Raw genomic sequence first — 14,209 nt, 5'->3', positions numbered from 1 at the left:
AACGCAAAAATAAAGATGGCTAAACTTGTGTAGATTTTGACTCTTTAAACATATACCTCTACAGTTCATTAACAAGCAGAATAGAATAATGAAAGAAATATACTTTTGTGGAAATTGAAAACTGTAATGGAGAATAAAAACTTGCGTAATCAACCATGGAGTAAAGTAAAGAAAAAGTTAGAGAGTTTTATCTGTGACTCTCTAACAAATAGAGTTCAGTTTACTGTTACGAATTATCGAAAGGCTCACGACCGCTTAGGACGAGCTTTTATTACTGTTGATAAAAAGGAAATCCTAAATATGTGTACGATAACATCTGATAGAGAAATGTTCAGAAAAGAAAATGAAATAAGAAAAGCCAAAAGTATTGAATACGATGTCTATAATGGAAATCAGAACTATGAGGATAGGGATATAAGCACATCAAATGATTAAAGCAGAGGGGATTTTTGCACAGTATGACTTTTTTAATGCGGTTGAAGAATATTTTAATTTACCAATAGAAATTTCCTTAAAATCAGATGATATGATTATAAAGATTCTTTCTCTGTTAGATAGAAGAGTTGGGATGCATACGTTACAAGGGACTTAAAAAATCTATCCTGAATGAAAAGGAACTTATCCAGTATTTTTATAACTTGCGATGTGAAGCAGAGGGAATAAGAACTTCCTGAAAAGCGCTATGCTATAATGAATTTTTATTGAACAAGTATTTTACTTGGCGTGGAAGTGTGAGCGTTAGGACGTTATTTATTAGTGAGGAAAAACAATATGGATAGTGAAAACACATGAACCTCCTGCAAATATGAGTGGGAAACCTAGCTCATTGTCAGGAAGTCTAAAGTATTTTCTTTATATAAAGTAAATCACAATGAGCAATGGTGTCTTTTCCGTTAAATTAGAGAATCAGCATTTAGGCATCGTTCCTAACATCCCACTTAAAAAAGCTAAGTATTTCTTCTACTAACTTACATACTGCAGGAGACAGATATCGATCTTTCAAATAGGCCAGGTAAACAGTCCTTTCCAAAGATTTCGAATCTATTGCACGAATTGCAGTATTAAGTGTTGCAGCGGATTTTATATAGCTTTCCGGTAAAATTGTAACCCCAAGTCCTTCTTCCACCAAACTGCAAGCTGCTTCAAGCCTTTCTATTTCGTATAAGATATTGGGAATTGCATTTTCATCCTTAAATGCTTTTAAGATATCATCTCTTGTTTGAAATCCAGTTGTACTGATGATCAATTCTTTCTTTGCAAGGTCTTGGAAAGTGATGGACTCTTTTTTGTTTAACTCATCATCTTTATGGATCAAAAGCATGAATTTTTCATTATATAGGGGGGTGGACACGATTTCCTCGTTATTAATGGGCTGGTTCGTGATGGTGAAATGAACATTATACCGATTTAACGAATCGATAACTTTCTCTTCCCCTAATATTTCCCTGACTTTTATATGAATATTAGGATAATTGACTTTAAAGTTCCTGATTAACTTCGGGAACCAAAATTTGAATGATTCAATGGAACCTATTGATACTGTTCCACTTCCAACATCTTTCATTTCCTCAAGTTCCACTTGCATATTATTGAATTTTCTTAACAGGTCAACAGATCTCGTATAAAAAATCTCCCCTGCTTCCGTAAGCTCTAGCCCCCTTGTATTACGTTCCAAAAGCTGCAAACTAACTTCTTTTTCCAATTTCATTATGGCATTGCTTAAGGAAGGTTGAGATATATGTAGTATTTTAGCAGCTTGGGAGTAATTCTTTTCTTGGACAATGGTAGTGAAATAACGAAGTTGGCGTAAATCCATATATTCTCCTTTCTATAGCTTTAAACTATAGATATATTAAAATTTAGTATTGGTAATTATATATTATCTCATTTATAATTTTTAAAAAAGATATTTCGGAATTTTTAAAATAAAGGAGAAAATTATGTATATTAAACCGAATTTGGATTATTGGAATGGAAGGGTTGATTCCCATACTGACATGGACAGCTTTAGATATCACCAACGAGTGCGTTTGGCACCGATTTTGGAATTACCCATCTCTTCCGAAGCATCCAGAACCTTTGGAATGATTGGCTTCAAATGTGATGAAGGAGTCAAAAGGAATAAAGGCAGGATTGGTGCTGCAGAGGGTCCTGATCACATTAGGCAGTCCTTGGCAAAATTACCATGTCATTTATCTTCCCAAACCGAGCTGTTGGATGCTGGAAATGTAACGTGTGAAGGTCCAGAGATGGAGGCTGCCCAAACTCAACTGGGATCAGCTGTTTCCAAAATATTGGAGAGTAAAGCGATTCCTATCATACTTGGCGGAGGACATGAAACCTTTTATGGCCATTATCTTGGGATTAGAAAATACATTGGCCCAAAGGCTAGGTTAGGAATCATTAATATTGATGCTCACTTTGATATGAGGCCTTATGAAAAAGAAAGTTCATCAGGAACGATGTTTAAGCAGATTTTGGACGAGGATCAAAGTTGTGGATATTTATGTGTCGGAATTCAGAAACAGGGAAATACGAAGGCCCTGTTTGAAACTGCTGAGAGGAATAAGGTCGATTACATATTGGAAGAAGATTTGTCATTGAACGAAATGGATGAAACCAAGCAGCGGATAAATGAATTCGTTAAGAAAAATGACTTCATTATTCTTACATTATGTACGGACGTTATTGATTCAGCCTACGCACCTGGGGTAAGTGCACCCTCTCCGTTTGGACTTAATCCGAAATTGGTCCGTGCGATTATTAGGCATGTCGTATCAAATGAAAAGATCCTCTCCTTTGATATCTCGGAAGTGAATCCTTCGTTGGACGAAAATAATAAAACGGTTACATTGGCAGCACATTTAATAAATGAGGTTTTGCTGAATTTTAAATAATAAATGGACATGGATTATGGGTAACTCCCACGGAATAACAAGAGGCATTACTCATCGACCTTTTTGCTATCCCCATTATCATCACCGGTAAAAATTTGTTGAAGTGAAAAACCTGTTGACCAGACTGTCTGTGATCATTCATGGACAGTCTTTTTTATGTATATGTAAATAGCGGTGTACTCCTATATAGACTCATCATTAGTGGATTAACTACGACTCTACTAAAGGTCAATAATGATACTTGTGGGTTTTTGGTTTATAATAACAACCATCTAGCCTAATGAGGGGGATTCTATGAATGAATATAATGTAACGGTCAGGAATGGCAGTACCTTAATTTTGTCAGAAATCATTAAAGCTGAAGATGAGAGAGAAGTCCTGGGCACACTTTTGATTTCCAGCGAATTATTTAATCAACCATTTACCGACATCAGGATTTTAGAACGCTGATTTGTACCTGCCCGTCCCATTTGTTACACTGTAATAAATCCTAAAACGGTAGGCGATATTATGTGCGGACGTTTCACGCTTTTCACGGACATTGAAGAAATAAAAGAACGGTTTAATATTCAAGGACCTTTTGATGAAGAATACCAATTCAGCTACAATATTGCACCTTCCCACTCCGTGCTATCCGTCATTAATGACGGAGCAAGGAATCGACTTGGATACCTTCGGTGGGGACTCATTCCTTTCTGGGCAAAAGATGAAAAACTGGGCTACAAAATGATCAATGCCAGAGCGGAAACCATTGCTGAGAAGGCAAGCTTCAAGAATGCGTATAAGAAGAAACGATGCTTGATAATCGCTGATTCATTTTATGAGTGGAAGAAGGAACCCGGGCGAAAAATACCCATGCGAATAAAGCTTAAAAATCATGCGCCATTTGGAATGGCAGGTCTCTGGGAATCCTGGAAATCTCCAGAAGGAATCAACATCTATTCGTGCTCAGTTATAACAACCGTTCCTAATGAGCTAATGACCAGCATTCATGACCGCATGCCTGTCATCCTTAAACCTGAAGATGAAAAAGATTGGTTGAATCCATCCATTAATGATCCTGCCTTTCTACAGCAGTATTTAAAATCATTCGATTCTGAACAAATGGAAGCATTTGAGGTATCGACTGATGTGAACTCAACTAAAAATAATTCACCAAACCTAATACAACAAATTTGCTAAGAGGTCCTTAGACCTCTTTTTATTTTAGTTCCGTCCAGACAAATGACATTATTTGAGATTTCATCCAAATATCACAATTAACCCAAATACCTTATTTACTGTACATGTAAAAGTCCGTTTATAATATTAAGGTCCACATTTGAAATACTTTTAAACTAAACCTTGCGAAAATACATAAAATGCTGTACTCTTATATTTGCTTTTCAATAAGGCTTTCGATGTCACTTTCCGAAAGTGGACAGAGGTAAACTTGGAGCGGTTATAGCAAGTTACCAGCCTGCTTCTTTTCTCTTGGACACCGGTGCATTTGATAATATCATTATATAATTTAAATCTTCTTATCAAGAGAGACGGAGGGACTGGCCCGAAGATGTCTCGGCAGCAGACTTTAATAGGAGTGCTGTGCCAAATCCAGCAGGCTGATTTTTGCCTGAAAGATAAGGAGGGCGTTTTTTATAAATTAAAAGACCTCTTCTTGTTGTGTTTAATGGAAGAGGTCTTTTTTATGCTGAAAGTATTTTTAGCTATAGCTTCCATGAAGGTGTTATTTACGAAAAATGTTAGAAGAATAAGTGCTGTGACACATGTCATGGGAAAAATAAAAAGAGGTGTACATCATGAGTGCAAACAATAAAGGGAATCCGTGGGCATTAATCCCATTTGTCGTTTTTTTGATTTTATTTATAGGGTCCGGAATCATTACAAAAGATTTTTATTCTTTTCCGGTGATTGTAGCGATTTCAATTGCATCGGCTGCTGCATTGGCAATGAATCGGAAAGAGTCATTCAATCAAAAGGTTGAAATTTTCTGTAAAGGCGCCGGGGATGCCAATATTATGTTAATGGTTATCATTTTCCTTTTGGCAGGCGCTTTTGCCGAAGTTGCAAATGGCATGGGGGCAGTTGAATCTACGGTGAACCTTGCCTTAGCGGTTTTTCCGCAAAATCTATTAATGGTAGGGATTTTCATCATCGCTTGCTTTATCTCTCTATCCATGGGGACGAGCATGGGAACGATTGTAGCACTAGCACCTATTGGGGTGGGAATTAGCGAGCAAACCGATATTTCGCTTGCCTTTTCAATGGCGGCCGTTATTGGTGGTGCGATGTTTGGGGATAACCTTTCCTTCATTTCAGATACGACAATCGCTGCAGTTCGTACGCAGGGAACGAAAATGAAGGATAAGTTCAAAGTGAATTTTTTCATTGTTTTACCTGCGGCCATCATCACATGTGTCATCCTTGGAATTTTAACAATGGGTGAACAAGCGGCCATCACTCAACATTCTTATAATTGGGTGAAGATCCTTCCATATCTTTGTGTATTGATCACTGCATTGGCAGGTGTCAATGTGTTCCTGGTCCTATCCATCGGAATCGTATTTGCCGGAATTATCGGCTTGGCGGATGGAAGTTATCAACCGTTGGGTGTCATTCAAAAAATCGGAGAAGGGATGGCGGGAATGTATGAAATCTCTTTCCTGGCCATTTTAATCGCAGGCATGGTAGCTGTAATCAAGCATAATGGCGGTATCGATTACCTTCTCCACCTCGTGACCCGAAACAGCAAAACTAAAAAAGGGGCTGAATTCAGCATTGCCGGGCTTGTTGGTTTGACGAACCTTTCCACGGCAAATAACACGATATCAATTATCATTGCCGGGCCACTTGCGAAAAATATTGCTGAAAAGTATGGGATTGATCCGCGTAAATCGGCGAGCTTGCTTGATGTTTTTGCATGCTGCATTCAGGGGTTAATTCCATATGGGGCACAATTGCTTGTTGCAGCTGGGGTAGCACATATTTCTCCGATAAGCATCTTGCCGTATTCATATTACCCAATACTAATTGGCCTTTGTGGAGTCATAGCCATCTTGATTGGTTATCCGCGATTTCAGCCGGTAGATAATGAAACGAAGAAACGTACTTCTTAATAATGAGAATAAGCATGAAAATAAACCCTGAATCATTAGATTCAGGGTTTTACTTTGTAAGGTGTATTGAAACATTGGTGAAAAATAATTAAAAAGAGCGATGTCACCCTCGCTCTTCCATCAGTTTAAGTGTTATCAATGTTTAGGAATTCCGATTCATATTGATTAACCCAACGCATAATGGTTGTGTGAGCTAGTCGTTATGAATAGAGGACAACACCAACTAAACCAGAAAGAATAATGACATAGGCTGGGTGCCAGCGTAATTTCAATAGGGCAAATAACGATAATCCAAAAACGAGTAATAAGCTTATCGTATGCCATGAAAAGTTCAGGGCTATCAAATGATTGGAAAGTGCAAAGCTGATAGCTGCAAAGAGGATTAAACTAGTGACAATGGGTCTTAATCCATAAAACATCGATTGAATAACTGGATAATGATTCAATTTGCTGAAGAAGGTGGCTATAACGGTTACGAGTATAATGGCAGGAAGCAAGATTCCGAGAACGGATGATATGGCTCCTGCTAATCCAGCAGTCGAATAGCCTACGAGAATGGCACTATTGGTGGTGATAGGCCCGGGAGACATGCCGGAAATAGCGATTACATCGGTAAATTGTTGCGTCGTCATCCACCCATGCTGTAAGACTTCCGATTCTATTACCGGAATCATGGCGTATCCGCCTCCAAACGATACAAAGCCGATAATAAAGAAGGTGCTAAACAACTCCCACAATTCCATTATTATACATCACACACTTTCTTGAAAATTAGTTAGACCGTTTATTCCTAGATCCTTCAGAAAATAACTTTGATCTTTCATGGAACCTATATGCCAGCACCCATGAAGTATTCGAAATCATTTTCTTCTATTTTCTTTTCTTTTCGGTCCATCTTGACATCGAAACCTAATTTCCTCTTAATAGAGATGGTCACAATACCTGTTATAGCTCCTGCTAATATAGCCAAAACAGGGTGAACGAAGAAAAGGACTGGGATTCCAACTATCAAAATACAGAAAGTTGATTTGTCAACAATAGCCGTTTTTCCTATCTTGATAGCCGCATATGCGATGATGGCCACTATGGAAGCTCTAATCGATATGAAAGCGGATTCTATCTTCGGATTATCGTGAATGAAAAAATACAAAATGCCGAGGAGTAGAACAATTAAACATGTAGGTAATGAAACACCAATCATGGCTGCCATTGCGCCCTTCATTCCGGCAATTCGATGGCCGATAAAGGTGGCGGAGTTAATGGCGACAGCTCCCGGTACGGATTGAGATAAAGCAAAAACATCCGTAACTTCTTCGCTTGACAGCCATTTTCTCTTCTCCACTACTTCTTTTTCGATTAAGGGGATCATCGCAAACCCGCCTCCGAATGTCATAGGTGCCATTTTAAAAAAGGTCCAAAATAATTGGAACAGTGTTTTCCATTGTCCTTTCATTGACATCCTCACTTCCTTTGCTGCTCTGTTTAATTCTTATCATTAACATATCAAAGAAAAAGGACTGGGTAAATTGCAACAAAATCATCGGGTATAACAAAACGTTATACCCAGAAGCTTTATCCGTTTTATATAGAATTTCACCAAAGAATGAATAGGCCCACCTAATCAGGGGAAATAGCGTCGTTTTCCCATTTCACCATTTAGCTATATGATGCTATCATTTTATTAAACCATTTAAAGACAAGGAGGTCGGTTTCTTGAAAATAGAAAATCTAAGAATGTTTTGTTTAGTGGTGGATGAAGGAAGTATAAGCCAGGCAGCGAGGTTAAGCTTCTTATCTCAACCTGCGGCAACAAGACAGATTCATCAATTGGAAAATTTTTATAACACTTTGTTATTCGACCGTGAGGAAGGGAGGTTGAGAGTGACGGAAGCAGGAAAGTTGTTATACCCTTTTGCAAAAGCTATTGTAAATGACTTTAACCATTCAAAAGTAGTGATTCAGCAATCAACTGGCGAGTACAATGCTAACCTCATAGTAGGTGCATCCTTGACAATCGGCGAGTATTTGTTGCCGAGCTTGCTTGGGAAATTCAAAAAACAACAGCCTGAAATAAAAGTGACATTAACGATAAAAAATACCCCCCGGGTTCTGGAGGATTTATCAAACGATGTCATTGATTTGGCCTTGGTGGAAGGACTTGTGGAAAACACCGATTTTATTGTAGACAAGTTCGCCGAAGACGAATTGATATTGGTTTGTCCATTTGACCACCCATGGAAAGACAGAAAAGAAATCCAGCTAGAGGAATTGGGAAATGAAAGGATGATATGGCGTGAATCCATATCAGGGACACGACTTATCGTAGAAAACATGTTAAGGGAGCATGGGGTTTTAGAAAAAATAGAAAGCTACATGGAGATTGGTAGTACTCAAGCGATAAAAAGTGCGGTTGAGGCTGGACTTGGGATCAGCATTTTGCCAAGGTTGACGGTTTCCAGGGAATTGGAACAAGGTTTTTTGCGGGAAGTGGGTATTTCCAGAATAGATATAACAAGAAATCTGTGGCTGGTCAGGAAAAACAAGCGTTTTAATAAAATAGGGGTGTCAAATTTTGTAGAATTTCTTCGATAGTGAATGAATTACGTCACCTCTCATCGTTTGGTTACATTTTAAGTGAAAATTTTGGTAGGTGACAAAGTGTTCAAATAATTTTTGAAAACAGTTTATTGGCAGCGTTTTCATGGTTTTGGTTAACGATGTGGCTGGGACTATGGATGCCAGGTTACGTTACTAGAATTGCAGAGATGAAATTGGGATATAGCGTATTGAAAACAGGCATGGTCTTGGCTTCCATTACGATTTTCATGCCCCTACCTGGATAACCATCGCTCAAAGCATGGCAAAAGGCTGTGCCTATACTTTTTTAATGACTAGCCAAAGCGCATCGTTTATGAATATAGCAGGGAGGCCTTTTATCACTGGTGTGCTTGACAATCGCATACGAAAACGTATCACTTGGTTTTGTGTATTCCTTCTTTTTTGCCGCGGGCTTTCTTCTAATTTTTAGAATTGAGTTCTCAATCTTCGTTAAACCAGCTTAAAGGTTCAAATTAGTAGATGCAAAAGCAAAGTCTTCTACAATATAAAAAGTTAGAGGTTTTTACATTGGATAAAGGTTCTTCTCAATAGAGAGGGGCCTTTTTGCATTTGGATATACAGCTTACGCACCTTTATATGAAATGTATAACAAAATGGGGCATTACATATTTTCTATAGAAAAAACTATCTCATAATGTCTTTATGTTCAAAATATACCGGAAATTAAGTATGCATGTATGCTTTTTAGCTTCCGAGCCATAGCTAAAAAGCGAATTGTATTAATGGATACAAGTGGATTTTATATAAATAAAATTGAAGTTACTATGAAAAATAGTAAATTTACTTAATGACAAATCAATTATAAAATAAAGTTATATTATTCTAAATATTTAAATAAATAGAAGAATTATCGTTTCAATATAAGGAAGAAATTACAACTTTGATATCTAAAAACTCAAAAGGGAAAGGGGTATGGAATGTCTAAAAAATCTTTTATTAAAGGAATTGTTTCCGTTCCATTTGTTTTTGTTTTACTAGTAGGACCTTCTGTTACAAATGCTGCGCCCGATATGCCAATGCCCGCAACACATTCAACAATTTCAGCAAATAAGGCTGTTTATAAACAGTTGGATTTTACAGATAAGGAAGATTTCGAAAATGCACATAAGGGATTTATTGCACCTTTAAATATGAATCCAATTAAAAATTCAAAAGGTAACGTAGTATGGGATAGCAATCGATATTCATTCATCAAAGAAGATCAGCCGGCAAGTTATACTGTAAACCCTAGCTTGTGGAGACAGGCTCAATTACAAAATATAACGGGCTTATTTAAAGTTGTAGATGGAGTTTATCAAGTTCGGGGACAGGATTTATCAGTGCTTACCATAGTTGAAGGAAGAACAGGATTAATCGTTTTGGATACACTTTCTACAATTGAAACAGCCAATGCAGCCATGGAACTGTATTTTGAACATCGACCCAAAAAATCAGTAAGTGCAATAGTTATTAGTCATAGTCACGCGGATCACTTTGGTGGTATAAAAGGCATTGCTCAATACGCTGAAAATCCAGCAAAGGTGCCCATTATTGTCCCAGAAGGATTTAACGAAGAAGCGCTAAGTGAGAACATTCTTTTAGGTAATATAATGTCTCGGCGTGTAGGCTATATGTTCGGAAATCTTTTACCTGCAAATGAAAAAGGATTTGTAACTTCTGGTATTGGCCCGGGATTAAGTAACGGAACTTTTAGCTATTTACCTCCAACAATTGAAGTAAAGGATGATATTCAAACGGTGGAAATAGACGGAATAACATTTAAATTTTTATTGACGCCGGATTCAGAAGCTCCATCTGAGATGCATTACTATATCAATGATTACAAAACTTTGGTGGTAGCCGAAAACACCGGACACACGTTACATAATATTTATACATTAAGGGGAGCTAAAACCAGAGATACCTTAAAATGGGTAAAGGCACTTGATGAAACAGTTGATCTGTTTGGAAATGAAGATATAGATGCTATGGTTACCGCCCATACATGGCCTATATGGGGGAAAGGCCGTGTTCTGGAACAGTTGGAAAGTCAACGTGATTTGTACAAATATATTCATGACCAAACCATAAAATTAGCTAATTTAGGTCTCACACCAGATGAAATCGCGGAAAAGTTAAAGCTTCCTGAAAAGTTGGATAAAGTCTGGGCCAATCGGGGGTATTACGGAACATTGGAACACAACGTAAAAGCGGTGTACAACTTTTATTTAGGATATTTCAACGGTAATCCATCCGACTTGGATCCATTACCACAAGTGGAATCGGGAGCTAAATATATAGAATATATGGGTGGGGAAAAGAAGGTCATCAAGCGGGCAAAACTTGATTATAAAAAAGGGGAATATCGCTGGGTTGCTCAAGTCTTAAAGCATGTAGTCATGGCCAATCCCAAAAATACAGAAGCAAAAAATTTACTGGCTAAAGCTTATGAGCAATTAGGATACTCGGCTGAATCTTCTGTGTGGCGTAATTTCTATCTTACCGGCGCAGATGAGTTAAGGAATGGTGTGGCAGACTCGAAGGGAAGTGGCGGAATGATGAATCTCGATACGCTGCTCAATATGCCAATGGATGATTTCCTGAAATTCTTATCCATTAAATTAAACGGAACAAAAGCGGAAAATAAAAAAATGACATTCAATATGACATTTACAGATTCGAAAACTAATTACATGATTGATCTGGATAATTCTGTGTTAAATTTCAAAAAAGGGAAAATGGCGTCCACCCCTGATGCAACATTAACTTTAGATAGAATAACCTTCTATCAGATTGCTCTAGGACGTGAAGATTTATCCAAAATGGAGGCGTCCGGCAAAGTTTCCATTTCCGGTAATAAAGAAAAATTCGAAGATTTCTTGTCTTGCTGGATCAATTTCAACCAAAGATTAATATCGTTACTCCGTGATAATCTATCACTTTATATTCTGTAAGCAGGATGGATCGGTGACCAATATCTGTACCCACGAGTCTAATATATAGTCTCGTGGGTTTGAATGTATCAATTAATCCTGTAGGCTTCCAGTTTCGTTTTAATAAATTCATTCATTGTTTATTAATGAATGAAACGCTCCTAAAAGTCACAGAACAAAAATCAATAACCATAAAAAGGAAAATTTCAAGTCTTGTAATTTGAAAGGAATTGTAAGCGCTTCCTGTAAGGGGGGAGTTTTGTGAAAATATAAAAGATGGAGTGATGGGGAATGCAACTGTATGCAAGTAAGAAACGAAAATTAATGATTAGCGGCCTTTTATTTGTTGGAATGATTTTAAGCTTTTTTGATCGTGTTGCCATAAATGTCGGTATTATTCCAATTGCAGATGAGTTTCATCTCAATACGTCCCAGACAGGTTTTTTAATCAGTATATTTTTTATTAGTTACTCTCTCATGCAACCGCTTGGTGGATGGATGACCGATAAGTACGGAGCCAGAGTCATGGTTACTGTTTCTTTATTCAGTTGGTCTTTGTTCACGGTAATGTCGGGGTTTGCTTGGTCATTTATGTCTTTATTATTCATCCGTTTCCTGTTCGGGTTAGGTGAAGGGCCTTTCTATCCTGCCAGTATGTCCACTATAAGAGATAACTTCCCGGAAGAAGAACGGGGCCGGGCAAATTCGTTTTTCTTGTCTGCCCAGAATATTGGCGGGATATTAGGTACTGCACTTGCCGCTTCCATGGTGGTGGCTTTCGGTTGGAGGGGCATGTTTACCATTGCCGGAATTATAGGGATATTAATTTCTTTCAGAATTTGGTTCATTCTAAAGCCTCAAGAAACTCAAGAGGTTAAAAAAGACAAACCGAAACAAAAAAAGGTTGCTCTGAAACTATTATTTAAAATCGAAAACATTTGGAAACTCATAACTTTCAAGTTTATATCAAATATTATCAACTATGGTCTGATCACTTGGATGCCTATATATTTGGTTAAGGAAAAAGGGGTTGATTTAATAGCCGCCGGGGGTTTATTGGCAATCCCTTATATTTTTGGTTTCTTGATGTTTAATGTAAGCGGTTGGCTTCTGGATAAGCATATGGCTAACCGGGAGAAGTATCTTGCCGCTGCAGGTGCTTTATTATCGGCAATTTTTCTCTTTTTAATGTCTAACGCCACGTCTATAGTACTTATCATCACTTATCTCACTCTCAACTCCGTAGCGCTGTCCTTCTTTGGAACCGTTCTATACACGATCATCATAAAATACTCACCAAAGGAACTTACGGGCTCTGCCTCCGGACTCGTAACTTTTGCCGGTCAAATTGCAGGTGCGGTTTCTCCTTTAGCCCTCGGTTTGATTATCAGTTTGTTTAATGACTCCTATAATGTAGCTTTCCTGTTTTTGGTAATAACGGCGCTATTGGGAACGGTTGTTGCCGTATCTATTAAAAATAATCGGGCACAGCCAGCTAAAGAATACGAAAAAACAACTACCATAGTTTAAAACTAGGAATGGAGCCCTGCTTTGGTGCAGACATTGTGATGGGTTCTGATTCTCCTTCTCTATAATTGAAAGGGCTTTCCGTTAGAGGTATTATATTTGTAATAGGATAGAAGGAGAATGAACCATGAATATTGAACAATTGGAATATATCATTAAGGTAGCCGAGGTTAACTCGATTTCCACGGCTTCAGAAAGCCTTCATATCTCTCAATCTGGAATCAGCATGGCCATTACGAGTTTGGAGAAGGAATTAGGTATAAAAATCTTCAAGAGGTCACGATTAGGAACCATTCCTACAGAAGATGGAAAGGAAATCATCCAGAAAGCTCTTGAAGTATTAAGCAAATTGGAAGAAATAAGAGACAGTGCCCAAATACATTCAGATACGATGGAAAAAGAGTTACGCCTATCATCTACACAAGGTTTATTTCTTACGGTTTTACCTAAATCATTAGCGTTATTTAAGAAGAAGTATCCCGAGGTGAAAATTATGATTGAAGAGAAAGGGGGACAAGAGATAACCGAAGATATACTGAATGATAAGATAGACATCGGACTATTAAATATTCCAAGGGTTAAACCGAAAGAAAATGAGTTGGAATTTCAGCCCCTAATGGAAGCAAAAGTGATTGTGTCGGTCAGTAAGAATTCCCCTCTAGTGAACCGGAAAAGCATAACCCCACAAGAGCTGCTGGACCAAGATTTAGTCGTCTACAATGGACCGAGAATGAAGACATTTATTAAAGAATTTTTTACTCTTTACGGTGAGATGAATATTTTGTTTTTCACAAATAATACAGAGATTATCAAAAAAACGGTCGCTGAAGGATTAGCCATTTCCTTTTCGTATGATATTGGAATTAACAGCGATCCCTATTTCCTAAGCGGGGAACTTGTGGCTATTCCTTTGGTGGAGCTAGAAAATAATTCAATGGAATTCGGTTACGTTCGCTCTAAGAAGCAACATTTTTCAAAAGCTGCAAGAGAGTTTATTAAATGTCTCGAATTCTACACTACTCTTAAATATTAGTTTCCTATGGTAATTGGGAAACTAATATTTTTTTGCATTTACATCAATATTTCTTATGTTTGTATCATATTTCTTTAATTTACTTAAATATAATTTACATTTAAA

General features: G+C 37.6%; 12 protein-coding genes, 1 pseudogene and 1 riboswitch. Of the genes and pseudogenes, 10 read left to right on the top strand and 3 right to left on the bottom strand.

Features of this window, described 5'->3' with window-relative positions:
- The first annotated feature begins 126 nt into the window (after nucleotides 1–126).
- A pseudogene (locus QUF94_RS28835) lies at nucleotides 127–674 on the top strand (SF0329 family protein).
- 239 nt (nucleotides 675–913) lie between these two features.
- Here QUF94_RS28835 and QUF94_RS15675 read toward each other — a convergent pair.
- Nucleotides 914–1,816, bottom strand: coding sequence for a LysR family transcriptional regulator (locus QUF94_RS15675; RefSeq protein WP_289316672.1), 903 nt, complete (start codon nucleotides 1,814–1,816; stop codon nucleotides 914–916).
- 124 nt (nucleotides 1,817–1,940) lie between these two features.
- Between QUF94_RS15675 and hutG the strand changes: the two genes are divergently transcribed.
- The 4 genes from hutG to QUF94_RS15655 all read left to right on the top strand — a co-directional run bounded on the left by hutG (nucleotide 1,941) and on the right by QUF94_RS15655 (nucleotide 6,013).
- Nucleotides 1,941–2,897: a formimidoylglutamase gene (gene hutG / locus QUF94_RS15670; RefSeq protein ID WP_289316671.1), complete on the top strand. Its 957-nt coding sequence runs from the start codon at nucleotides 1,941–1,943 to the stop codon at nucleotides 2,895–2,897.
- Between the two features lie 294 nt (nucleotides 2,898–3,191).
- The gene (locus QUF94_RS15665; RefSeq protein WP_155727292.1) at nucleotides 3,192–3,347 is read left to right on the top strand and encodes a hypothetical protein; all 156 of its coding nucleotides are present in this window, start codon (nucleotides 3,192–3,194) and stop codon (nucleotides 3,345–3,347) included.
- A 60-nt stretch (nucleotides 3,348–3,407) separates the two neighbouring features.
- Nucleotides 3,408–4,079, top strand: coding sequence for an SOS response-associated peptidase (locus QUF94_RS15660; RefSeq protein WP_289316670.1), 672 nt, complete (start codon nucleotides 3,408–3,410; stop codon nucleotides 4,077–4,079).
- Between the two features lie 335 nt (nucleotides 4,080–4,414).
- Nucleotides 4,415–4,523, top strand: a riboswitch (SAM riboswitch).
- Between the two features lie 173 nt (nucleotides 4,524–4,696).
- Complete coding sequence (locus QUF94_RS15655) at nucleotides 4,697–6,013, top strand: Na+/H+ antiporter NhaC family protein (RefSeq protein WP_289316669.1); 1,317 nt, start codon at nucleotides 4,697–4,699, stop codon at nucleotides 6,011–6,013.
- Between the two features lie 200 nt (nucleotides 6,014–6,213).
- On the opposite strand, the gene QUF94_RS15650 is transcribed toward QUF94_RS15655, so the two are convergent.
- A complete protein-coding gene (locus QUF94_RS15650; protein WP_289316668.1) occupies nucleotides 6,214–6,756 on the bottom strand; it encodes a chromate transporter in 543 nt (180 codons plus the stop codon).
- An 86-nt stretch (nucleotides 6,757–6,842) separates the two neighbouring features.
- Nucleotides 6,843–7,472 (bottom strand): chromate transporter, encoded by a 630-nt coding sequence (locus QUF94_RS15645; protein WP_289316667.1) that lies wholly within the window; start codon nucleotides 7,470–7,472, stop codon nucleotides 6,843–6,845.
- A 254-nt stretch (nucleotides 7,473–7,726) separates the two neighbouring features.
- On the opposite strand from QUF94_RS15645, the gene QUF94_RS15640 reads away from it, so the two are divergent.
- The 5 genes from QUF94_RS15640 to QUF94_RS15620 all read left to right on the top strand — a co-directional run bounded on the left by QUF94_RS15640 (nucleotide 7,727) and on the right by QUF94_RS15620 (nucleotide 14,104).
- On the top strand, nucleotides 7,727–8,605 hold the full coding sequence (locus QUF94_RS15640; protein ID WP_289316666.1) for a LysR family transcriptional regulator: 879 nt from the start codon (nucleotides 7,727–7,729) through the stop codon (nucleotides 8,603–8,605).
- Between the two features lie 95 nt (nucleotides 8,606–8,700).
- Entirely contained in the window at nucleotides 8,701–8,856 is a 156-nt protein-coding gene (locus QUF94_RS15635; RefSeq protein WP_289316665.1) for a hypothetical protein, read from the top strand.
- A 693-nt stretch (nucleotides 8,857–9,549) separates the two neighbouring features.
- On the top strand, nucleotides 9,550–11,565 hold the full coding sequence (locus QUF94_RS15630; RefSeq protein ID WP_289316664.1) for an alkyl/aryl-sulfatase: 2,016 nt from the start codon (nucleotides 9,550–9,552) through the stop codon (nucleotides 11,563–11,565).
- A gap of 270 nt (nucleotides 11,566–11,835) precedes the next feature.
- Nucleotides 11,836–13,074, top strand: a complete 1,239-nt coding sequence (locus QUF94_RS15625; protein WP_289316663.1) for an MFS transporter — start codon at nucleotides 11,836–11,838, stop codon at nucleotides 13,072–13,074.
- 124 nt (nucleotides 13,075–13,198) lie between these two features.
- Nucleotides 13,199–14,104 carry a LysR family transcriptional regulator gene (locus QUF94_RS15620; protein ID WP_289316662.1) on the top strand — a complete coding sequence of 302 codons (906 nt, stop codon included), beginning with the start codon at nucleotides 13,199–13,201 and terminating at the stop codon, nucleotides 14,102–14,104.
- Nucleotides 14,105–14,209: the final 105 nt, after the last annotated feature.

This window comes from Peribacillus sp. NJ4 (assembly GCF_030348345.1).
GTDB lineage: Bacteria > Bacillota > Bacilli > Bacillales > DSM-1321 > Peribacillus.
The sequence above is the reverse complement of the archived record's forward strand: the minus strand, read 5'-3'. Positions and strand labels throughout refer to the sequence as shown.